At 72.2% G+C, this 21,586-nt stretch carries 19 protein-coding genes; 3 read left to right on the forward strand and 16 right to left on the reverse strand.

Annotation, left to right across the window (positions count from 1 at the left end):
• The gene (locus tag ACZ4U1_RS05095) at positions 1-174 is read right to left on the reverse strand and encodes a hypothetical protein (RefSeq protein ID WP_467899704.1); all 174 of its coding nucleotides are present in this window, start codon (positions 172-174) and stop codon (positions 1-3) included.
• A gap of 454 nt (positions 175-628) precedes the next feature.
• Between ACZ4U1_RS05095 and ACZ4U1_RS05100 the strand changes: the two genes are divergently transcribed.
• Positions 629-907, forward strand: a complete 279-nt coding sequence (locus tag ACZ4U1_RS05100) for a hypothetical protein (RefSeq protein ID WP_467899706.1) — start codon at positions 629-631, stop codon at positions 905-907.
• 50 nt (positions 908-957) lie between these two features.
• Here the strand turns inward: ACZ4U1_RS05100 and ACZ4U1_RS05105 are convergent, their stop codons facing one another.
• The 7 genes from ACZ4U1_RS05105 to ACZ4U1_RS05135 all read right to left on the reverse strand — a co-directional run bounded on the left by ACZ4U1_RS05105 (position 958) and on the right by ACZ4U1_RS05135 (position 10,273).
• On the reverse strand, positions 958-2,475 hold the full coding sequence (locus tag ACZ4U1_RS05105; RefSeq protein WP_467899707.1) for an SDR family NAD(P)-dependent oxidoreductase: 1,518 nt from the start codon (positions 2,473-2,475) through the stop codon (positions 958-960).
• A 119-nt stretch (positions 2,476-2,594) separates the two neighbouring features.
• Complete coding sequence (locus ACZ4U1_RS05110) at positions 2,595-3,926, reverse strand: wax ester/triacylglycerol synthase family O-acyltransferase (RefSeq protein WP_467899708.1); 1,332 nt, start codon at positions 3,924-3,926, stop codon at positions 2,595-2,597.
• A gap of 147 nt (positions 3,927-4,073) precedes the next feature.
• Positions 4,074-6,395: a GH92 family glycosyl hydrolase gene (locus tag ACZ4U1_RS05115; RefSeq protein WP_467899709.1), complete on the reverse strand. Its 2,322-nt coding sequence runs from the start codon at positions 6,393-6,395 to the stop codon at positions 4,074-4,076.
• Between the two features lie 150 nt (positions 6,396-6,545).
• Complete coding sequence (locus ACZ4U1_RS05120) at positions 6,546-7,013, reverse strand: GNAT family N-acetyltransferase (protein ID WP_467899711.1); 468 nt, start codon at positions 7,011-7,013, stop codon at positions 6,546-6,548.
• A 20-nt stretch (positions 7,014-7,033) separates the two neighbouring features.
• Positions 7,034-8,254 carry a glucose-1-phosphate adenylyltransferase gene (gene glgC / locus ACZ4U1_RS05125; RefSeq protein WP_467899713.1) on the reverse strand — a complete coding sequence of 407 codons (1,221 nt, stop codon included), beginning with the start codon at positions 8,252-8,254 and terminating at the stop codon, positions 7,034-7,036.
• Positions 8,255-8,304: 50 nt separating this feature from the next.
• A complete protein-coding gene (gene glgA, locus ACZ4U1_RS05130) occupies positions 8,305-9,456 on the reverse strand; it encodes a glycogen synthase (RefSeq protein ID WP_467899714.1) in 1,152 nt (383 codons plus the stop codon).
• Positions 9,457-9,496: 40 nt separating this feature from the next.
• Entirely contained in the window at positions 9,497-10,273 is a 777-nt protein-coding gene (locus ACZ4U1_RS05135; RefSeq protein ID WP_467899716.1) for a (2Fe-2S)-binding protein, read from the reverse strand.
• A gap of 227 nt (positions 10,274-10,500) precedes the next feature.
• Here ACZ4U1_RS05135 and ACZ4U1_RS05140 point away from each other — a divergent pair, with 227 nt between their 5' ends.
• The gene (locus ACZ4U1_RS05140) at positions 10,501-11,733 is read left to right on the forward strand and encodes a DMT family transporter (protein WP_467899718.1); all 1,233 of its coding nucleotides are present in this window, start codon (positions 10,501-10,503) and stop codon (positions 11,731-11,733) included.
• Here ACZ4U1_RS05140 and ACZ4U1_RS05145 read toward each other — a convergent pair.
• Positions 11,723-12,877, reverse strand: a complete 1,155-nt coding sequence (locus tag ACZ4U1_RS05145) for a transglycosylase family protein (RefSeq protein WP_467899720.1) — start codon at positions 12,875-12,877, stop codon at positions 11,723-11,725. The genes ACZ4U1_RS05140 and ACZ4U1_RS05145 overlap by 11 nt on opposite strands.
• Before the next feature lie 272 nt (positions 12,878-13,149).
• Between ACZ4U1_RS05145 and gndA the strand changes: the two genes are divergently transcribed.
• The gene (gene gndA, locus ACZ4U1_RS05150) at positions 13,150-14,589 is read left to right on the forward strand and encodes an NADP-dependent phosphogluconate dehydrogenase (RefSeq protein ID WP_467899721.1); all 1,440 of its coding nucleotides are present in this window, start codon (positions 13,150-13,152) and stop codon (positions 14,587-14,589) included.
• A 528-nt stretch (positions 14,590-15,117) separates the two neighbouring features.
• Here the strand turns inward: gndA and ACZ4U1_RS05155 are convergent.
• The 7 genes from ACZ4U1_RS05155 to ACZ4U1_RS05185 form a co-directional block, all read right to left on the reverse strand.
• A complete protein-coding gene (locus tag ACZ4U1_RS05155; RefSeq protein WP_467899723.1) occupies positions 15,118-15,462 on the reverse strand; it encodes a GNAT family N-acetyltransferase in 345 nt (114 codons plus the stop codon).
• A 30-nt stretch (positions 15,463-15,492) separates the two neighbouring features.
• Complete coding sequence (gene panD / locus ACZ4U1_RS05160) at positions 15,493-15,912, reverse strand: aspartate 1-decarboxylase (RefSeq protein WP_467899725.1); 420 nt, start codon at positions 15,910-15,912, stop codon at positions 15,493-15,495.
• A gap of 339 nt (positions 15,913-16,251) precedes the next feature.
• Complete coding sequence (locus ACZ4U1_RS05165) at positions 16,252-17,577, reverse strand: LLM class flavin-dependent oxidoreductase (RefSeq protein ID WP_467899727.1); 1,326 nt, start codon at positions 17,575-17,577, stop codon at positions 16,252-16,254.
• The gene (locus ACZ4U1_RS05170; RefSeq protein ID WP_467899729.1) at positions 17,574-18,632 is read right to left on the reverse strand and encodes an aliphatic sulfonate ABC transporter substrate-binding protein; all 1,059 of its coding nucleotides are present in this window, start codon (positions 18,630-18,632) and stop codon (positions 17,574-17,576) included. The genes ACZ4U1_RS05165 and ACZ4U1_RS05170 overlap by 4 nt, the downstream gene beginning before the upstream one ends.
• A 43-nt stretch (positions 18,633-18,675) precedes the next feature.
• Positions 18,676-19,407 carry an ABC transporter ATP-binding protein gene (locus tag ACZ4U1_RS05175; RefSeq protein WP_467899731.1) on the reverse strand — a complete coding sequence of 244 codons (732 nt, stop codon included), beginning with the start codon at positions 19,405-19,407 and terminating at the stop codon, positions 18,676-18,678.
• Positions 19,404-20,297 (reverse strand): ABC transporter permease, encoded by an 894-nt coding sequence (locus ACZ4U1_RS05180; RefSeq protein ID WP_467899733.1) that lies wholly within the window; start codon positions 20,295-20,297, stop codon positions 19,404-19,406. Before ACZ4U1_RS05180 ends, ACZ4U1_RS05175 begins: the two co-directional genes overlap by 4 nt.
• Positions 20,294-21,190, reverse strand: a complete 897-nt coding sequence (locus tag ACZ4U1_RS05185; protein WP_467899735.1) for a TauD/TfdA dioxygenase family protein — start codon at positions 21,188-21,190, stop codon at positions 20,294-20,296. Before ACZ4U1_RS05185 ends, ACZ4U1_RS05180 begins: the two co-directional genes overlap by 4 nt.
• Between the last annotated feature and the right edge of the window lie 396 nt (positions 21,191-21,586).

A 21,586-nucleotide genomic window follows, 5' to 3' on the forward strand; every position in this document is an offset into this window, starting at 1 on the left:
TCAGTCCACGCTCGGCAGGATGTGCGGCTCGGCGAGGTCGTCCTCGTACCCCGCGAGGCGGATCGGGGCGGACCGGGCCCACACGTCGAGACTGCCGAGTTCTCCGGGCCGGCGGCCCGAGCGCTCCGTGCGTTCCTCGGGGCGCTGTTCGCGATTCGTCTTCTCCGGTGTCACCGCGCACTCCTTATGTGTCGGGCTCACCCTCGGGGCGTACCGGACAGCCTGCGCTCCGGCGCTCGACGCCCCGCTCGGGTCTGGATGGAAGGCCAGTTCGGACGCGGTGGCGCCGGTACCTCTGTCGGAGCAGGCCGTTGTCGACCGGATCGCCCCAGGACGGACGATGGGTGTGGGTGGGACCCCTTACTGCTGTCCGTCCACCCCAGGTTAACCAAATGAGCGGCCATCCGCTCGATAGGGAGTGCAAACAACCGGTAACCGATACGCGTCATGCAGCTCCCCAATACCCCCTAATATGGGGCCTTTTGAAACAAGATGCTCACTCGTACGACCCCGGGAATCACCCACGTGGCCTACAGGGGCGAACACCTCTTCAAGTGCTGTTGGCCGAGGCGCAAGCTCGCCATGGTCTGCTGACGCGGCAACGGCTGTCTCGCAAAAGGACTGACGCATGGAGCTGCGCAGCGTCGAGGAGCTGATGGATCTGCTGTACGCCGGCCGGCACCAGCACGCGCTGCGGACCGCGGCCGAGGCGGTGCGCGCCCTGCTCGGGGAGCGGGTGTTCCGGCTGGTGCGCGGGGACGGGGATCCCGCCGACGACGGTGCGCTGCGGCTGCGCCCCGGCGAGGAGAGCCGCACGGCCGGTTTCGACGCGGGCGTGCTGGAGGACTGGCGCACGGTGCTGGAGCTGGTGGCGGCCCGCCACGGGCGGCTCGGCGCGGTCGACTGAGCGCCGGCCGCCGCCCTGGCCCCTGATCCGCGTGTCACCCGCGCGGCGGCTCACCACTTGCCGGGCGCGTAGTCCTTCAGGAAGACGCCGTACACGTCCTCGCCCGCCTCGCCGCGCACGATCGGGTCGTAGACGCGGGCGGCGCCGTCGACCAGGTCGAGCGGTGCGTGGAAGCCGGCCTCCGCGAGGCGCAGCTTGTCGTAGTGGGGGCGCTCGTCGGTGATCCAGCCGGTGTCGACCGAGGTCATGAGGATGCCGTCGGCCTGGAACATCTCCTCGGCGCTGGTCCGCGTCACCATGTTCATCGCGGCCTTGGCGGCGTTGGTGTTGGGGTGGCCCGCACCCTTGTAGCCGCGGCCGAAGACGCCTTCCATGGCGGAGACGTTCACGACGTACGCCCGTCCGCTCTCCGCCTTCCGCGCGGCGTCGGCCATGGCCGGGCGGAGCTTGCTGATCAGGATGAACGGCGCCGTGTAGTTGCACAGCTGGGTCTCGAGCAGCTCCACCGGGGAGATCTGGTCGATCGTCTGCACCCAGGTGTTGCTCTCGACGACGTCGGGGACCAGGCCGCCCGCGTCGATGGCGGTGCCGTCGAGGTGCCGGGCGACGCTGGCGTTGCCCGCGACGAGGGCGAGGTCGGCGACCTTCTGCGCGTCGAGGCCGCTGGTGCCGACGGGCAGCGCGGCCAGGCCGTCGACCGCGCCGGAGTTGAAGGCGCCGATCACGTGGTGGGCGGGCAGCTCGCCGGCGGGCAGCGGGGCGCTCTCGCCCTCGACCAGGGCGGCGTAGGCGGAGGGCAGGCGGCGTACGGTCTGCGTGGCGTTGTTGATCAAGATGTCCAGCGGGCCGGCCTCGGTGACCTGGTCGGCCAGCGCGACGGCCTGGGCGGGGTCACGCAGGTCGATGCCGACGATCTCCAGGCGGTGCATCCAGTCCGCCGAGTCCTCCATCGCCTTGAAGCGGCGGATGGCGTCCTTGGGGAACCGCGTGGTGACGGTGGTGTGCGCGCCGTCCCGCAGCAGCCTGAGGGCGATGTACATGCCGATCTTGGCCCGGCCGCCGGTGAGCAGGGCGCGCTTGCCGGTGAGGTCGGCACGGGCGTCGCGCTTGGCCCGGTTGACGCGGGCGCAGTCGGGACAGAGCTGGTGGTAGAAGTAGTCGACTTCCACGTACCGGGTCTTGCAGGTGTAGCAGGAGCGCGGGCGCTGGAGTATGCCCGCGATCCTGCCCTCCTCGACCTTCGAGGAGGGCAGGATGCCCTCGGTCTCGTCGTCGATGCGCTCGGCCGAGCCGGTGGCGGTTGCCTCGGTGACGGCGCGGTCGTGGGCGGTCTTGGCGGCGCGGCGCTCCTGGCGGCGGCGCTGCTTGACCGTGCGGTAGATGTGCGAGGTGGCCCGGCGCACCTTGATCGCGTCGGGGTGGTCGACCTCCAGCCGGTCCAGCTCCTCCAGCACGCTCAGGCAGACGGCCAGCCGCTCGGGGTCGATACCCGGCCCGTGGACCGCCTCGTCCACGGAGGCGTCCGTGGGCATGTCCATGGACGCCGAGCCGTCCTCTGTCACCGTCATCGCGCTGCCGCTTCCCTGATCACCCGCGCAGCGCTCCGACTCGCGCCCGCTTTCGAACAGCGGATTTTACGGACCCCCACCCGGGGAACCAAACCGCTGCCCGGCGGCGGCTCCCGTGATCAGGCGTCGCAGACCGTCAGCAGGGTCTGTACCTCGGCCGACACCGCGCGGGCGAACCGGTCCAGGTCCGGTACGGCCTGAGCGTCGGCGACCAGGCCGTAGTGGACGCGTCCGCGGTACGTGGAGATCGCGACCGCCAGCGCCTGGCCGGGGGCGAGGGGGGCCAGGGGGTACACCTCGGTCAGCTCGTGGCCGCCGAGCCGCAGGCCGAGTCCGGGCAGGGGCACGCTGGTGACCAGGATGTCGAACCACAGCCGGGCCGCCTGGCCGACCAGCGGTCCGCCGAGCCGGTGGCCGAGCGCCGGCACGTGGTCGGCGAGCAGCGCGACCGCGCCGGCGCCCCGGTCGGGCCCCGCGTCCTTGTTGCGGATCATCGCGGTGCGCACCGTTTCCAGACGCCCCAGCGGGTCCGGCTCGTTCACCGGAAGCCGTATCAGGTAGCCGGAGAGCCGGTTGCCCTGTGGCTGGGCGGTGTGCGGGCGGCGCCGGGAGACGGGGATCAGGGCGCGGGGCGCCACGCCCTTGCTGCCGTCGCCCCGCTCGTCCAGCCAGCGGCGCAGCGCGCCGGCGACGACGGCGACGAGGACGTCGTTCACGGTGCCGCCGGCACTCTTGCGCACCCGGTGCACGTCGTCGATGTCGAGCACGACCCCGGCGGTGCGGCGGGTGCCGCTGGGCGCGGAGGTCAGTGCGGCGGTCGGGCGCATGCCGAGCGTGGACAGGGCGAGCGAGGCGCCGATGTCCAGGGCCCGCCCCATGTCGGACAGCGCTCCCCGGACCAGCCCGGGCACGCGTGCGGGCAGCCGGCGTACGTCGGACAGCAGACCCTGCGGCGGCTCGACGGCGCGGGGCGCGCGCTCGGGCAGGTCGACGGGGTCGAGGACGCCGGCGGCGAGCTTCAGCGCGCGCAGCCCGTCGGCGAGGGCGTGGTGGAACTTGAAGAGCACCGCGAAGGACACCCCGTCCTCGCCGGGCAGCACATGCGCCTCCCACGGCGGCCGGCCGCGCTCCAGCGGACGCTCCATCAGCCGGCCGGCGGCCGCGTGGAAGTCGTCCGTCGGGGCGTGCAGCCGTACGTGGTTGAGCGGGTCGAAGTGCGGGTCGGTCTCGCGGGCGGCGCCGCCGAAGGCGAGTGGCTGCCAGGTGTCGCGGATGCGCATGCGCAGGCCGGGCACGGAGGCGGCGCGGGCGGCGAGCAGGTCGGCGGCGTGGGCCCCGGCCGTGGGCGAGTGCGCGCCGAAGACGCCGAGCGCGCCGAGGTGCATCGGGTGCCGGTCGGACTCCATGTTCCAGAAGGCCAGGTCGAGGGGAGCGAGCAGGTCGGAAGTCAAGGGCTTGCCTCACGCGTCGACAAGGGGTGGATCAGCAGTCAATCCCCGGTGGGCGATTACGGTCAAGTACGATCAGGCTACGCTCAGTTAACGCCAGGTTAAGTCCCGTCACCGGTGGAAGAGACGGGACGCAGGCGACGGCTGAGGTCACCTCAGGACGGGCGGCGCCGCTTCGGGTGACGTACCCCACTCCGACGGGCGCGGGCCGACCGTGAATGCGACGGAGCGCAGGGAGCGCAGGGCGCCGGTGGTCAGATAGGTCCGGTCGTGCGGCCTGCCGTCCGTGTGCACGGACTGGACGTAGCGGTCGGCGGCCGAGGTGCCGGGCGCGGTCACCGTGAGCCGGCCGGCGGGCCAGTAGCGGCGGTCCAGGGTCAGGTCGACGCGGTCGAAGACCGGGGTGGTCAGGCCCCAGGTGTCGTAGCCGGGCTGGACCGGGAAGAGGCCGATGGACGACAGGACGTGCCAGGCGGACATGGTGCCGAGGTCGTCGTTGCCGGTCATGCCGGCCGGGCTGTCGGTGAACAGGGTGAGCGCGGCGTGCACCACGTCCGTGGTCTTCCAGGGGCGGCCGGTGGAGAGGTAGGTGTAGGGCGCGATGAGGTCCGGCTCGTTCATCGGGTTGTACACGGCGGCGTTGTAGTAGGCGTACGGGTCGCCGTGCACCCACACCTCGCGGGCGGTCCTCTCCGGGTCGGCGAGCAGCCGGTCGTAGGCGAAGAAGGCGTCCAGGCGGTCGTCGGCCGCGCGGTTGCCGCCGATCAGGCCGACCATGCCGGGGACGTCCTGCGGGACGAGCCACTGGTACTGCCAGGCCGTGCCCTCGTGGAAGCCGGTGCCGCGGGCCGGGTCGGGCGAGCCGGTGAAGGCGCCGGAGGTGTCGCGGGCGCGGAAGAAGCCGGTGGCGGGGTCGAAGACGTTCCGGTAGTTCCGCGAGCGGGCGGCGTACCGGGCGGCGTCCTCGTGGTGGCCGAGGCCGCGGGCCATCTGGGCGAGCATCGCGTCGGCGAGCGCGTACTCCAGGGTGACGGAGGCGCCGTGGTGGTAGTCGGAGTCGCCCATCTTGGCGTACGGCCGGCCCTTGACGTAGGGCGCGAAACCGTTCGCGATGTACTCGGCGTTGGCCTCCCGCCCGACGCCCGGGTACGCGGCGGGCGGCACGCCGTCGGCGTTCTTCCTCAGCGCCCGGTAGGCCCGCTCCTCGAATCCCTTCAGCAGCCCCATCCGGTAGGCGGTGGTCAGGAACGGGGTGACCGGGTCGCCGGTCATGATGTTCGTCTCGACCGGGCCGTAGCCCCACTTGGGCAGCCACCCGCCGTCCTCGTCGACGGCGACCACCGACCGGGCCATGTCCCGTGCCTCGCGCGGGGCGAGCAGCGCGAGCAGCTGGGCCTGGGTGCGGTAGGTGTCCCACAGCGACCAGTTCTGGTAGTAGGTGAAGCCGCGGGCGCGGTGGGTACGGCGGTCCCAGCCGAGGTAGCGGCCGTCGGCGTCGCTGCCGGTGTTGGGCGCGAGGTGGGCGCGGTACAACGAGGAGTAGAAGGTCCGGCGGAGCGTGGGCGTGCCGCCGCGCACCCGGACGGCGGCGAGCCGGCGCTCCCACTCCTCGCGGGCCCGGTGGCGTACGGCGTCGAAGGACCGGCCGCCCTCGGCGCGCAGGTTGGTCGCGGCGCCGCGCGCGTCGACGTACGACAGGGCGGTGGTCGCCTCGACCGTGCGGTCCCGGGTGGTGTCGAAGCGGACGTAGGCGCCGCCGGATCCGCCGCGGGCGCCGGGGGTGACGGTCCCGCCGTCCCAGGTGCCGTAGGCGGTGAAGGGCCGGCTGAAGCGGGTGATCGTGTGGACCGTGTAGGGGCCGGTGTCCCGGCAGAAGCCGTGGCCGGTGATCTCGGTGCGCACGGTGCGGTCGTCCAGGATGCGCACCGTGCTGCTCACCGGCTTGTGCAGCGACTGGGCGGCGTTCAGCAGGACGTTGGCCTTGCCGGTGGCCGGGAAGGTGTAGCGCTGCACGCCGGTGCGGGCCGTCGCGGTGAGTTCGGCGCGGATGCCGGAGGCGAGGCCCACCCGGTAGTAGCCGGGGCTCGCCTCCTCGTCGTCGTGCGAGAAGGCCGCCGCGTACCGGGCGTAGTCCGTCTGGGTGACGTCCCCGGTGGTGGGCAGCACGGGCAGGTCCCCGCCGATGCGGCAGCCGACGCCCGAGAGGTGGACCAGGGAGAAGCCGCGGACACGGTTCTGCGCGTAGTCGTAGCCGGTGCTGTGCCCGGTGTCCGGGGAGAGCTGCACCATGCCGAAGGGCACGGCCGCGCCGGGGAAGGTGTTGCCCTCGTTCTGGCTCCCGATGAACGGGTTGACCAGGTCGGTGAGGTGGCCGTCGGTCCGCTCGGCGGCCCGGGCGGCGGGGGTGGCGATCAGCGCCGACGCTGCCATCACCCCGGCCAGACACAGCCGCGTGCGCCGGGTCCCTCTCATGTCGGATGACCTCCGCAGGTTGGACATCGTTGGCTGCATCCTGAACGGCGGAGGCCGAAAACCCGGGCATTCGTGGATATTTCCATGAAACGCGTCGCGCGGACGCGAGGGGCCCGAGGGCCGAGGGAGGGTCAGAGGGCCGAGGGAGGGTCAGAGGGCCAGCTTGAAGCCCTCATGGCTGCGGGCGAACCCCAGCCCGGTGTAGAAGCGGTGCGCGTCCTCGCGGTTCTTGTTGCTGGTGAGCTGGACGAGCGAGCAGCCGCGCGCCCGTGCTCGGGTCATCGCGTGCTCCATCAGGGTCCGGCCGAGCCCGCCACCCCGCCGGTCCGCACGGATCCGCACCGCCTCGATCAGCGCCCGCTCGGCACCGCCCTTGCCGAGCCCGGGGATGTACGTCGCCTGCAGGCAGCCCACCACGGTGCCGGTGCCGTCCTCGGCGAGGACCAGCATCTCGTTGCGCGGGTCCGCGTCGACGGCGGCGAAGGCCCGCTCGTACGCCTCCGTCACCTCGACCGTCGCCGGATCCACCACCCGCTCCTCGTCGGCGAGCAGGGCGAGGACGGCGGGCAGGTCGGCACGGGTCGCCGGACGGAACACGAGTGCGAGAGCAGCGGACATGGCGTCGACCCTAACGCCCGCTACGGCACCCGCTGCCCCTTGCCCAGCGCGATGACACCGCCCTTGGAGACGGTGTACAGCTCGGCGTCGCGCTCCGGGTTGACGCCGATCGTCGCGCCGGGCGGGACCTCGACGTTCTTGTCCAGGACGGCACCGCGGACCACCGCGCCCCGGCCGATGTGCACGTTGTCGTGCAGCACCGAGCCCTGGACGACCGCGCCCGGGTCGACCCGTACGCCCGGCGACAGCACGGACCGGGTGACCTGACCACGGATCAGACAGCCGGCGCTGATGATGGACTCGCTCGCGATGCCGCCCGCGTTGAAACGGGCCGGGGACAGTTGGTAGGAGTGCGTGTAGATGGGCCACTGGCGGTTGTAGAGGTTGAACGCGGGGCGTTCGGCGATCAGGTCCATGTGCGCCTCGTAGTAGGCGTCCAGGGTGCCCACGTCCCGCCAGTAGCCCTGGTCGCGGCTGGTCTCGCCGGGCACGTGGTTCTCGCTGAAGTCGTACAGCTGCGCCTCGCCGCGCGCGGTCAGCTGGGGCAGGATCGAGCCGCCCATGTCGTGCACGGACCGGTCGTCCTCGGCGTCCCGCTGCAGCGCCTCGATGAGGACCTTGGTGGTGAAGACGTAGTTGCCCATCGAGGCGAACACCGTCTCCGGGTCGTCCGGCAGGCCCGGCGGGTCGGCGGGCTTCTCCAGGAAGCGCTCGACGGCGCGGCCGTCCGCGCCCGGTCTGATCACCCCGAAGGAGGAGGACTCCGCGCGCGGCACCCGGATACCGGCCACCGTCACGCCCGCGCCGCCCTCGATGTGCTGCGCGAGCATCTGCCGGGGGTCCATGCGGTACACGTGGTCGGCGCCGAACACCGCCACGTACTCGGGCTGTTCGTCGTGGACCAGGTTCAGGGACTGCAGGATCGCGTCGGCGCTGCCCAGGTACCAGCGCGGGCCGAGGCGCTGCTGGGCCGGGACCGGGGTGACGTAGTTGCCGAGCAGGCTGGACATCCGCCAGGTGGTGGTGATGTGCCGGTCCAGCGAGTGCGACTTGTACTGGGTCAGCACGCAGATGCGCAGCACGTCGGCGTTGACGAGGTTGGACAGGACGAAGTCGACGAGCCGGTAGGTGCCGCCGAAGGTGACGGCCGGTTTGGCCCGGTCCGCGGTCAGCGGCATCAGGCGTTTGCCCTCGCCGCCCGCCAGCACGATCCCGAGTACGGAAGGCCCTCCACGACGCATGGCCGCTCCCCTCACCGTGGTTGAACCATGGCTGCCCCGAGCAGACCGGACTAAGCCTGCTTGAGGATCTCCTCGTACAGCCCCGCCGTGCGGCGGGCCACCGCGTCCCAGCCGAACTCCCCCACCGCGCGGGCCCGACCGGCCTCCCCCATCCGCCGGGCCGCGTCCGGATCACCGAGGACGGTGTCCAGGGCCCGGGCGAGCCCGGACGCGAAGTCCTCGTCCACCTCGACCAGCAGACCGGTACGGCCGTCCGCCACCACCTCGGGGATGCCGCCCACCCGGGACGCGACGACCGGTGTGCCGCAGGCCATCGCCTCCAGGTTGACGATGCCGAGCGGCTCGTACACCGAGGGGCAGACGAACACCGCGGCGCGCGTGAGGAGTTGGATCACCTCCGTGCGCGGCAGCATCTGCGGGATCCAGAACACGCCCGCCCGGACCCGGCGCAGCTCCTCGAACAGCTCCTGGAACTCCCGGTCGATCTCCGGGGTGTCGGGCGCGCCCGCGCACAGCACGACCTGGGCTCCGGGGTCGATGTCCCGTACCGCGCGCAGCAGATGGGGCACGCCCTTCTGCCGGGTGATCCGGCCGACGAACAGGACGTACGGGCGGGCGGGGTCGATGCCGTGCCGGGTGAGCGCGTCCGTGCCGTGGTCGGGCCGGTAGAGCCGGGTGTCGATGCCGTTGTGCACGACGTGCACCCGGGCCGCGTCCAGCGCGGGATAGCAGGCGAGGATGTCCTCCCGCATGGCGCCCGAGACGGCGATCACCGCGTCGGCCGCCTCGATCGCGGAACGCTCGGCCCAGCCCGACAGGGCGTACCCGCCGCCGAGTTGCTCGGCCTTCCAGGGGCGCAGCGGCTCCAGCGAGTGGGCGGTGACCACGTGCGGGATGCCGTACAGGAGCTTGGCCACATGGCCGGCGAGGCCCGCGTACCAGGTGTGGGAGTGGACGAGTTCGCGGCCTTCCAGGGCGGCGGCCATGGCGAGGTCCACGGAGAAGGTGCGCAGCGCGTCGTTGGCGCCGTCGAGGACGGACCAGGGACGGTGGCGTACGACGCCGACCCCGCGGCCCTCGCCCCAGCAGTGCACCTCCAGGTCCACCAGGGCGGCCAACTCGCGCGCAAGGAACTCCACATGGACACCGGCGCCGCCGTACACGTCCGGGGGGTACTCCCGGGTCAGCAGTCCCACTCGCACCCGACAACCCCCTGGTCTCTGTGGCAGGTCCCCTTCATGGTCACCCAGATGCGGCGCCCGGGGAAGAGCGCGGGGCGGTGCGCGGTGCCGGACGCGGCGGGCGGGTGAGGCAGCAGTCGCCGCAGAGCCCGCCGCCGGGGACGCGGTAGTACAGGCAGCAGCTGCGGCGCCGGAAGGCGGTGCCGGTGCGGGTGCCGGTGGCGTTCAGCAGGGGGTGCGCGAAGAGTTCGCCGGTGAGGGCGCGGGTGCGGGCCGCGACGTCGGTACGGCCGTGGGCGCGGGACCAGCGGCCCAGCTCCCGGGCGGTCGCGGCGAGCGCGGAACCCGCGTTGCCCCGCAGCAGGCCGGCCGCGACGCCGTAACGGGCGCTCAGGGTGACGGTCAGGGGCTCCAGATGGGCGTGCAGCACGGTGGCGGTGAGGGTGGCCGCGTCCCCGGGCAGCGGGCGCAGCTCGGTGAGCCACAGGTCGTCGGGGGCGGAGGCGCGGGCGTCCCAGCGCAGCAGGCGCGGGTCCAGGTCGGGCAGCCGGCCGTACAGGACGGCACAGCCGAGGGCCACCGACCACAGCCGGGCGGCCAGCCCCTGGTGGGCGAGGGAGGCGGCGACCCGTGGCTCGGCGGTCCGCAGCCGCTCGGCGACGGTGGCGACGCGCGACGTCACCGGGTTGCCGTGACCGTCCGGGGTGTCTGCCGCGTAGCCCTGGGCGAGGGTCGGCAGCCGCGGCGGCCCGGCGGCTCCGGCCGTGTCCCACAGGGTGCGCAGGGCGAAGAAGCCGCCCAGCGGGCGCAGTGCGGCGAGTTCGGGGTCGAGGTCCACAACAGGTACTCGTACCAGGCGCGTCGCGTGGACGGCCGGGCGGGTCTCCACCCGGCGTCCCCCTCCAGGGGATGATCATCCGGCCGGTGTACTCCATCGGCAGTAGGACGCATTGCGTGCTCAGGTACGACGACGGGACGTGCGCGGGCGGGCAGAGTGTTGGCCATGGAAGCCGACCGCACGCCGCACCGGGCCCAGGACGCCCGGCGCACGCAGAGGAGACACCGATGAGCGCCCTGGCGTTGTCCGTGCTCCTGTCGGTCGTCTCCGCCCTCGCCTACGCGGGCGGAGCGATCGTGCAGGAGCAGGTCGCGGTGTCCAGCCCCGACAGCGGCTGTCTGCCGCTGCGCCGGCCGGGCTGGTGGGGTGCGCTGGCGCTCAACGGTCTCGGTGGTGTGCTGCACGTCGTGGCGCTGGCCTGCGGGCCGCTCAGCCTGGTCCAGCCGCTGGGCGCGCTGACCATCGTCTTCGCGCTGCCGATGGCGGCGCTGTGCGTGGGCCGCCGGGCTGGCGCGACCGCGTGGCGCGGCGCCCTCATGGCCACGGCGGGCCTCGCCGGTCTGCTCTCCCTGGTCGGCTCGTCCTCCACGCACTCCCTCGACCCGGCCCAGCGGCTGGTGGTCGCGCTGGCCACGGGTGGGGCGGTGGTGGCGCTGATGTGCGCGGGCCTGGCCGTGCACCGGCACCCCGCGGTGCGCAGCGTGCTGCTCGCCACCGCCTCCGGCATCGCCTTCGGCATGTCCTCGGTGTTCACCAAGACCGTGGCCGTCGACTGGACCGAGGGCATCGGCCTGGGCGGTCTGTCCTCGCTCGCGGTGATCGGCGTCTTCGCGGCGGCCGGCGTGCTGCTGTCCCAGGCCTCCTACCGGGGCGGCGGCCTCGCCGCCCCGCTGGCCACGCTGACGGTGGTCAATCCGGTGCTGGCCGCGGCGGTCGGCATCCTCATGTTCGGTGAGACGTTCCGCTACGGCACCACGGGCACCGCGCTCGCCCTGGGCTGCGGCGTGGTGGCGGCGGGCGGCCTGATCATGCTGACGACGGAGCGGATGGCGCCCGCGGCGACGCCGGGCGCTGCCGCACCGGCTCCGGCTCCGGCCGCCCCCGTGTCAGCCTCGGCAGCGGTGGAGGCCGGGCCGGCGCCGGTCGTGCTGTTCCCGGTCGGTGCCTTCGCCGTGCCCGGTGGGCCGGCCGCTGCCGGGCTGTCGGCCCCGACCGCCGCGCAGACACGCCCCGGTGTGCCGCGGCAGCGCGGGGCCGCGGACGGCGCGGCGGGCCGGGCCGGGGGTGCCGAGACCGGTGCCGGGCCGGGCCGGGCGGTGCTCGGCGAGCTGCTCCTGCCGGCTCCGGCCGGGAGCGCGCCGGCCGGCGGTGCGCTCCCCTCCTCGTACGTGCCGCTGTCCGCGAGCTTCCACGTGCCGCTGCCGGTCCGGGACCGGTGGCGCGCCCGCGTCAGATTCTGACGCCGCCGGCCCGGAGATAGGCGAGCGGGTCGATGTCCGAGCCGAACCCGGGCCCGGTCCGCACCTCGAAGTGCAGATGCGGGCCCGTGACGTTCCCGGTGGCGCCGGAGCGGCCGATGCGCTGGCCCGTGGTGACGTTCTGGCCGGCCCGCACGGAGATCGCCGAGAGGTGGGCGTACTGCGTGTAACGGCCGTCGGTGTGCCGGATCACCACCTGGTAGCCGTACGAGCCGCCCCACCCCGCGGCCACCACCCGCCCGGCCGCCGCCGCCTTCACGGAGGTGCCGGTCGGCACGAGGAAGTCGACGCCGGTGTGGTAGCCCTTCGACCAGTGGGAGCCGGCGACGTGGTAGCCGGTGCCGACGGACGCGGTCACCGGGGCGACGAGGGCGTGCCGGGCCGGGGGCGTCGTGCGGTGCGTGGTGGGGTGCTCCGGAGGGGCTTTCTTCTTCGGGGACTTGGGGGGCGCGGTGCGGGTGTGCGTGCCGCTCAGGCTGAGCCGCTGGCCCGGCAGGATCATGTCGGGATCGGCGCCGATCGTGGCGCGGTTGCCCGAGTACAGCGCCCGCCAGCCGCCCGGCACATGGTGGTCGCCGGCGATGCCGGAGAGGGTGTCGCCGTGCACCACCGTGTACATCTCGGCCCGCCCCGCACGGGACTGCGGGGTGGTCTGCGGCTGGACGTCCTTGACGGAGCGGGACCGCGCGGGGGCGGACTCGGCGGGGCGCGTGGCGGCGGTCTCGGTGTGCACGTCGGGGCTGCTGCCGCCCCGGGCCAGCCCGGCCCGCGCCGAGCACACCGGCCAGGCGCCGGGCCCCTGCCCGTCCAGGACCTTCTCGGCGACGGCGATCTGCTCGGCCCGGGTGGCGAGGTCGGCGCGCGGTGCGTACCGGGTGCCGCCGTACGCCTCCCAGGTGGACTGGGTGAACTGCAGCCCGCCGTAGTAGCCGTTGCCGGTGTTGATGCTCCAGTTGCCGCTGGACTCGCAGGCGGCGACCTTGTTCCAGGTGGCCGCGTCGGCGGCGTCCGCGGTGCCGGCGACGACCAGCGGCATCGCCAGGCCGGCGCCGCCCGCCGTGACGGTGAGTGAGGCGCGGTTGATCCTGTTCGGCTGGTACCGGCGATGCCGGCCGCGTACGGCCATGTCCGAATTCCCCTCGGCATGCGTCAGGAGCGGCAAAAGTAAGCGCCACGAACAGGCCATGACAAGACGGTAAACCGGCCTCGCGCCGCGGCCAGTTGGCCGGATGCGGCCCCTGCCGGAGCCGGCGGGCCGGTGACTGAGGCGGAAGGCGGCCGCGCTGCGTACTCATGCGTGGCGGGTCGGATGTGCGCTCGCCGTAGCGGCACGTCAGGATGGGCGAGGACCCGTACTGACGGAGCCGTAGTACACGAGGCAACCAGGGAGCAGGCGGTATGAGCACTTCAGCGCAGATCGGTGTCACGGGCCTCGCGGTCATGGGCCGCAACCTCGCCCGGAACTTCGCCCGCAACGGCTACACGGTCGCCGTGCACAACCGTACGGTGTCGCGGACGAAGGCGCTGGTGGAGGAGTTCGGGCACGAGGGCGACTTCGTCGCGGCCGAGACCGCCGAGGAGTTCGTGGCGGCCCTGGAGCGCCCGCGCCGCCTGGTGATCATGGTCAAGGCGGGTGGGCCGACGGACGCGGTGATCGAGGAGTTCGCGCCGCTGCTGGAGCCCGGCGACATGATCATCGACGGGGGCAACGCGCACTTCGCGGACACCCGGCGCCGGGAGCGGGAACTGCGCGAGCGGGGCATCCACTTCGTCGGCACGGGCATCTCCGGCGGCGAGGAGGGCGCGCTGCACGGCCCGAGCATCATGCCGGGCGGTTCCAAGGAGTCGTACGACTCGCTGGGCCCGATGCTGGAGAAGATCTCGGCGAAGGCCGCCGACGGTGCGCCGTGCGTGACGCACGTGGGTCCCGACGGTGCCGGGCACTTCGTGAAGATGGTCCACAACGGCATCGAGTACGCCGACATGCAGCTGATCGGTGAGGCGTACCAGTTGCTGCGCGATGTCGCCGGGTACGAGCCCGCGCAGATCGCGGACATCTTCCGCACCTGGAACACCGGCCGGCTGGACTCGTACCTGATCGAGATCACCGCCGAGGTGCTGTCCCACGTGGACGAGGCCACCGGCAAGCCGTTCGTGGACGTGGTGGTGGACCAGGCCGAGCAGAAGGGCACCGGCCGCTGGACCGTGCAGATCGCGCTGGACCTGGGCGTTCCGGTGTCCGGGATCGCGGAGGCGGTCTTCGCCCGTTCGCTGTCCGGCCACGCGGCGCTGCGGGCCGCCTCGCGGGACCTGGCCGGCCCGAAGCCGTCCCCGCTGAGCGAGTCGGAGGCGGCGGCCTTCGCGGACCGGGTGGAGCAGGCGCTGTACGCGTCCAAGATCGTGTCGTACACGCAGGGGTTCCACGAGATCGCCGCGGGCAGCGAGGAGTACGGCTGGGACATCGACCTCGGTGCGGTCTCCTCGATCTGGCGCGGGGGCTGCATCATCCGCGCGGCCTTCCTGGACCGCATCCGCTCCGCCTACGACGCCCGGCGCGACCTGCCGAGCCTGCTGTCGGACGAGACGTTCGCCCAGGAGATCGCCGACGCGCAGGACGACTGGCGGGAGGTGCTGGTCGCGGCGACCCGGCAGGGGGTGCCGACGCCCGGGTTCGCCGCGGCGCTGGCCTACTACGACGCGCTGCGGGCGTCGCGCCTGCCGGCGGCCCTGACGCAGGGGCAGCGGGACTTCTTCGGGGCGCACACCTACCGGCGGGTCGACCGGGACGGGTCGTTCCACACGCTGTGGGGCGGGGACCGGTCGGAGGTGTCCGCCTGAGGCGGGGCCTGTCGGGGCGCGGGTGCGGGCCGTGTGCGGCTGGTCGTGCCCGCGCGGCGGAGCAGCACATCGCCAACGGCCCCGCGCCCCGTCGGAGCACGCCGGTCCCGGTCAGGTGAGGGGCGGGCCCGGCTCAGGGTTGGGTACGGGCTCGGGGCCCGGCGGGATGGGCGAGGGTGACGGTTCCGGCGGGCCGGGGTGCGGCGGGGCCGGTGGCGGGGCCGGGCTGGGCCCCGGCGGGGGCGGAGTGGGCTGCGGGCCCGGTTCCGGAGGCGGGACCGGGCTGGGGTACGGGTCCGGCGGGGTCGGCTGCGGGCCCGGTGTCGGGCCCGGCGGGACCGGGTCGGGGTGCGGGTTCGTCATGGTGTCCTCCGGGCAGTCACGGGACGTCGCCTCTGGACTACTCCCCCGCCTACCCTTCGGCCGCGCGGCCACTCACCCGACGGCAGCACCGAAGGGGTCCAGGCGGGTGGCCCCCGTCGCCCTCGCCGCCCCGGGCCCGGGGGCCTGGCGGCACCGCCCGCCCGCTTACAGGCGTTCCGGGTGCGCGCGCAACCAGTCCTTCGCGGCCGACAGCAGGCCCGGGTCGGCCGGCGGGGCCGCCTCGGGGTGGCGTTCGGCCCACTTCACGACGTACGGGCACAGCGGGGCGACCGGGACGCCCTCGCGCTCGGCGAGGGCGTACAGCTCCCGGGCGAGGGACCCGGCGATGCCCCTGCCCTCGTGGGCGGGCTCCACGATCGTGTGGACGGGGACCAGGGCGCGCGCGGGCGACTCCAGGACGAAGTACTCGATGCGGCCGACGACTTCACCGTCGCCGACGGCCTCCAGGCGGCCCGCCGCCCGGTCGTCGCGGATCCCGGTCCCGCTCATGGGCACGCACGCTCCTGGTCCTGTCGCCGGTCAGGCCCCCACGGCCTGCGGGCTGCGCTGCTGGTCCGACCCGGGCACCGGCTCGGACGGGTCGGCACCGAGGGACACGATCCGGTTGCCGGCGTCGACGTGCACCACACGGGGCCGCAGCTCGCGGGCCTCCGCGTCGGTGACCTGAGCGTAGCTGATGATGATCACGAGGTCCCCGGGATGCACCAGGTGGGCCGCGGCCCCGTTGATCCCGATCACCCCGGACCCGCGCTCGCCCTCGATGACGTACGTCTCCAGCCGGGCCCCGTTGGTGACGTCGACGATGTGCACCAGCTCCCCGGGCAGCAGGTCGGCCGCGTCGAGAAGATCGGCGTCGATGGTCACGGATCCCACGTAGTGCAGGTCGGCCTGGGTGACGGTGGCGCGGTGGATCTTGGACTTGAATACTGTACGCAACATGAAGCAACTCCCGGTTTGTCTGCTCCCTGCCTGTCTGGGCAGGTCAAGGGCGGTCTTCGGAGGCTACATCGTTTCGCATGTTCGGTCAGCTGTCGCCAGGTGTTCCAGGGCTCACACTGACCCGTTGCTGACTTTTCTGACGCCGCCACAGTCAGATGAGCACTCGCTCACGGACTCTCGGCGCGCTTTCCGCCCAAGCGATGTCGAGTGCCTGGACGACCACTTCGGCCGGCTGGGCACCGGACACTGCCCGACTGCCGCGTCGTCCCGCGAGCTCGGCGCCCCAGGCGCCGTCCCGGACCTCGCCAAGCCCGGCCACCGCGGTGAAGCCGAAGCGGTTCAGCCATGGAACTGGTTCGCCGGGACCGGAAGGCCGTAGTGCTCGCGCAGGGTCGTGCCCTCGTACTCCTCGCGGAACAAGCCCTTGCCGCGCAGGATCGGCAGCACATGCTCCACGAAGGCCGCGAGGCCGGACGGCAGGGCGGGCGCCATGATGTTGAACCCGTCCGCGGCACCGCCCTCGAACCAGGTGATGATGGTGTCCGCGATCTGCTCGGGCGTGCCGACGAACTCGAAGTGGCCGCGCCCGCCGCCGAGCCGGGAGATGATCTGCCGGACCGTCAGCCGCTCACGTACCGCGAGCTCGATGATCAGGTCGGACCGGCTCTGCGAGCCCTCCAACTTCGGCCTGGCGAGGATGAAGTCCGGCAGCGGCTCGTCGAGTGCGAAGACCGACGGCTCGGTCTCGAACACGGCGGCCAACTGGCGCAGCCCGTACTCCGGAACGCGCAGCTCGTCGAACTGTTGCGCGAGCGCCCGGGCCTCCTCCTCGGTCGACCCGATGTACGGGACCATCCCGGGCAGGACGATCACTCCGTTCGGGTCGCGGCCCGCTGCCCGGGTCCGTGCCTTGATGTCGGCGTAGAAGGCGGCGGCGCGTTCATACGTCGTGTGGGCGGTGAAGATGGCCTCGGCGTGGCGGGCCGCGAAGTCCTTGCCGTCCTCGGAGGAGCCGGCCTGGACGAGCAGCGGGTAGCCCTGCGGTGGACGCTCGACGTTGAGTGGGCCGGCCACCTTGAAGTACCGGCCCTGGTGGCCGAGCCGGTGCAGCCGCGCGGGGTCGGCGTAGCGTCCCGTGGCTCTGTCCGCGAGGACGGCCTCGGCCTCCCAGCTGTCCCACAGCGCCTTGGCGACCTTCAGGAACTCGTCGGCGCGGGCGTAGCGCTCGGCGTGGCCCGGGCGGTCCTCGAGGCCGAAGTTGGCGGCCTCGTCAGCCCCGGCCGAGGTGACGATGTTCCAGCCGGCGCGGCCTCCGCTGACGTGGTCGACGGACGCGAGCCGGCGGGCGAGGTTGTACGGCTCGTTGTAGGTCGAGGACACGGTCGCGATGAGACCGATCCTGCTGGTCGCCTGGGACAGGGCGGTGAGCAGGGTCAGCGGTTCGAGCTGGCCCGGCGGCCGGAACTCGCCGGTTCCGATGAGGGCGGGGCCGTCCGCGAGGAACAGCGAGTCGAACTTGGCGCTCTCGGCGAACCGGGCCAGCTCGATCCAGTGCCGCAGGTCGAAGTCCGCCCGGGGGTTGCTGTCGGGGAGCCGCCACGCCGCCTCGTGGTGGCCCGCCTCCATGAGGAAGGCGTTGAGGTGGAGCCGCCGTCTCGCGCTCATGAGGTGACCTTCAGCCTGGAGCTGTCGTAGCCGGCCGGGAGGAGGTTGTCGGTGATCGACTTGACGTCGACCTTCTTGGTGATCTGGCCCGCCTCCAGGAAGGCGTCGGCGAGTTTCTGCTCCAGCTCGATGTCCGACTGCTGCACCGGGGTCACCCGGTTCGAGTAGGCGGCCAGGGACGCCTTGGCGTCGTCCAGCGGGATGCCCTGCTCCTTCGAGAGCGCCTGCGCGTACTTGTCGGCGTTCTTGACCGCCCAGGCGAACTCCCGCGAGAGCCTCTTCAGGACGTCCGTGAGAGCCGCGCGTTTGGTCTTGTCCTTCAGCGACGTGTCACTGGCGACGTAGTAGCTGCTCGTCTGGTCGATCGGCGGGAGCCCCTTCACCAGGATCTGCGCGCCGTTCTTGACCGCGATCGCCGACTGCGGGTTCCAGATCGACCAGGCGTCCACCTTGCCGGTGTTGAACGCTGTAGCGCCAGCAGCCGGGTCGAGGAAGACCAGCTTCACGTCCTTGGGGGTGAGGCCGACGCTCTTCAGCGCGTTCAGGGCCAGACCGTGGGCCGAACTGCCCGGCGGGACAGCGATCTTCTTGCCCTTGAGGTCGGCTGCCGTCTTCAGCTTCGAGTCCTTCGGCACGATGATGTTCTCCACGGCCTGGTCGGGCGTGAGCGAGCGGTTGACGGCGACGACCTTGAAGCCGTACTCCTTCGCGGCACCCGTGATCGGTGGTACGTCGCCGACGCTGCCGAGGTCGATATCGCCCGAGGCTGCGGCCTGCACGAGCGGCGGACCGTAGGTGAACCGGGCGAACTTCACCTTGTAGGGCGCTTTGTCGAACACGCCGGTCAGCTTCGCCAGCTCCTGGCTGCCATCACCGCCGTTGTCGCCGATGGTGAAGGTGTATTTGCTCCACTCGGGGTGCTTGGCGTCGCTCGTGTCGGCGGCGTTGCTCAGCGGCGCGTCGGTGTCCGACGACGACGATCCGCAGGCGACCAGGGTGCCCGCCAGGGCGAGCGAGCCGACGGCGCCGATGAATCTGGTGGTCCTCTTTCGCATGGTTTGTCGTGCTTTCTGTGCTGGGTGGAGGTGTTCGGGGACGTCAGTGCTGGCCGGCGAGGCCGAGGTCTTCCAGGAGCCGGGCGCGGAGTTCCTCGCGTGCGACGCTCGCCTCACGGTCCGCGGCAGAGAGGTGCACGTCGTGTGAGGTGCCGATGCGGCCGTCGCTCATGACGACGATGCGGTCCGCCAGGGCGATCGCCTCGTCGACGTCGTGGGTGACGAGCAGCATGGCGGCGCGGTGCCTGGTCCGCAGCGAGCGTACGAGGTCGTGCATGCGCAGCCGTGTGATGGCGTCGAGGGCTGCGAACGGCTCGTCGAGCAGGACCAGTTCAGGCTCCGAGACCAGTGCCCGCGCGAGCGACACCCGCTGGGCCTCGCCTCCGGAGAGCTCCTTGGGCCATGCCTTCTCACGGCCCGAGAGTCCGACCTCGGCGAGCACGTCGCGGGCCGCCTGGTCGGCGTCGGGTCCGTGCAGGCCGAGAGTGACGTTGCGCAGGACCCGTTGCCACGGCAGCAGCCGGTCGGCCTGGAAGACGATCGCACGCCGTGCCGGGACCTCCACGCGCCCTCCGTCGGGACGGTCCAGTCCGGCGAGCAGCCGCAGGAGGGTGCTCTTGCCGCAGCCCGACGGGCCGAGCAGGATCACCAACTCCTCGTCGGCGATCGTGAGGTCGAGGTGGTCGAGCACCACCCGGTCACCGAACCGACGGACCACCTGCTCGACGGCGACCCCGGTCTGCCGACGGGGCTCGGTCGCGACTGCGCTGCTCATGACGCCTCATAGCCGGGTCGCCACCGCAGCAGCACCCGCTCGAGAGCCCGGACGAACTGGTCGGCGAGCAGACCGAGGAGCGAGTAGATCACCAGCCCCACGAAGACCTGGTTGGTCTGGAGATAGGTCTGCCCCTGAGTGATGAGGAACCCCAGTCCCTTGTCGGCGTTGACCGTTTCGGCGGCGACGAGGCCCAGGACGCTGTACGCGAGAGAGAACCGGAGGCCGACCAGGAACCCCGGCAGGGCTCCGGGCACCAGCACGCGCGTCACCAAGCGCCAGGTGCCCGCGCCCGTCGTGCGTGCCATCTCGATCAGCCGCTGGTCGACGCCCCGGATCGCGGCGAACAGATTGAGATACATCGGGACGCCGGCTCCGAAGGAGATCAGCAGCACCTTCGTGAGCTCGTCGATGCCGAACCACACGATCATCAGCGGCAGCACCGCGAGGAGAGGGATCGTGTTGAGTACCTGCACCAGGCCGTTGAACAGGTACTCACCGCTGCGCAGCAGCCCGCCGAGCACGCCGGTGATGACGCCCACCGTCAGCCCGATGGCGAGACCGGTGCCGGCCCGCTGCAGCGAGATGGCCAGGTCGGGCCCGAGGACGCCCTGCTGCCACAGATCGGCGGCGGACTTCACGATGGAGGTCGGTGCCGGAGCGTAGGTCTTCGCCAGCACTCCGGCCCGGGCGAGCACCTCCCAGACGATGAGGATCACGACGGGAGTCGTGTAGATGCCCAGCGGCCAGCGCAGGCGCTCGCGGAGTGTGCTGAGCGGCGTTCGACGGCCGGCGTCGCGCGGCAGGAACACCTCGCGTTCCCGCGCGCTCGTCGTCTCGGTGTCCGGGCTCCCGCTGACGGCGGGCGCCTTGAGGCTGAGCTCGGTCATGCCGCCGCCTCCAGCACACTGCTGTAGTGCGAGGCGTCGCCGACGAGTTGTTCGCTGTGGCGTCCGTCGACGCCGACCGGAACGTCTCCGGCGATCGTCACCCGGTTGAGGCGGCGGGGGTGGTCGTCGTAGTTGTCCACCCCGTAGTGCTGGGTGATCCGGTTGTCGAAGATCAGCAGCTGGTTCGGGGACCAGGTCCAGCGCAGGATGTTCTCCGGACGGGTCACGTACGACTGGAAGATGCGCAGCAGTTCGGCCGACTCGCTGCGCGACAGACCGACGATCCGCTTGGCGAACCCACCGATGAACAACCCACGTTCGCCTGTCAGCGGATGCACCCGCACGACCGGGTGCTCCGCCTCGTACGGCGTCGAGGCGAAAATCCGGTCGTACTCCTGCCGCTGCGCCGTCGTGGCCGAAGGGCGGGCGTAGTCGTACCTGTTGGTGTGCACGACGCGCAGCGAGTCCGCGAGGGCCCGCAGCGGTTCGGGCAGATCGCGGTACGCCGCGGCGGCGTTCGCGATGAGCGTCTCGCCGCCGTACGGCGTGGTCACGACCGACCGCAGCGTGGTGGCCTGCGGCGGGTTGATCACGAAGGAGACGTCCGTGTGCCACTCGTTGGCCTTGGACGTCTCGCTGTCGACGGCGAGCACGTTCGTCGTACCGTCGGCGGCCGGCACGTTCGGGTGAGCGGTGGTGAGGTCGCCGAACCAACCGGCCACACGTTCCTGACCGGCATTGTCGAGGTTCACGTCGTCGAACACGATCGCCTTGTGCTCGTTAAGGGCGTCACGGAGCGCCGTGACCGTCAAGGGGTCGGGCGGTGCGGTGAGGTCGACGCCCTCGACGACCGCGCCGATACGGCCAGTGAGTTTGCGGATGAACGGAGGCATGAGGGGTCCCTCCCGGACAGATCGGGCACGCCAAGCCGTGCTGGAGATCGGGCGTTGGGTAAATGGGCTGGTACTGCACAGGACTGATCGACCACACGCGGAAGCGCTGGCTGGGCGGACCGGAGAGAAGAACATGTGGCCGCAGGACCGCTACAGCCGCGCTCTCAGCGACCGCGTCGGCGTGGGCAACAGGCTCCCGGCTCACACGAGAAGGAGAGGAGACGGGGAGCCCTCAAGAGGTGGAGACGACGATCCCGCAGGGAGGGATCGCAGTGTCAGCGGCTTTGCACCGCCGCTGACAGGCACGCGCCATGGGCGCACACCGGCCGCCGCCGGGGAGCACTTCCCGGGTCAGCGACAACAAAACGCGCTGAAGACGTGCGCCAGATCGATGTG

This window comes from Streptomyces sp. NPDC028928 (assembly GCF_055564915.1).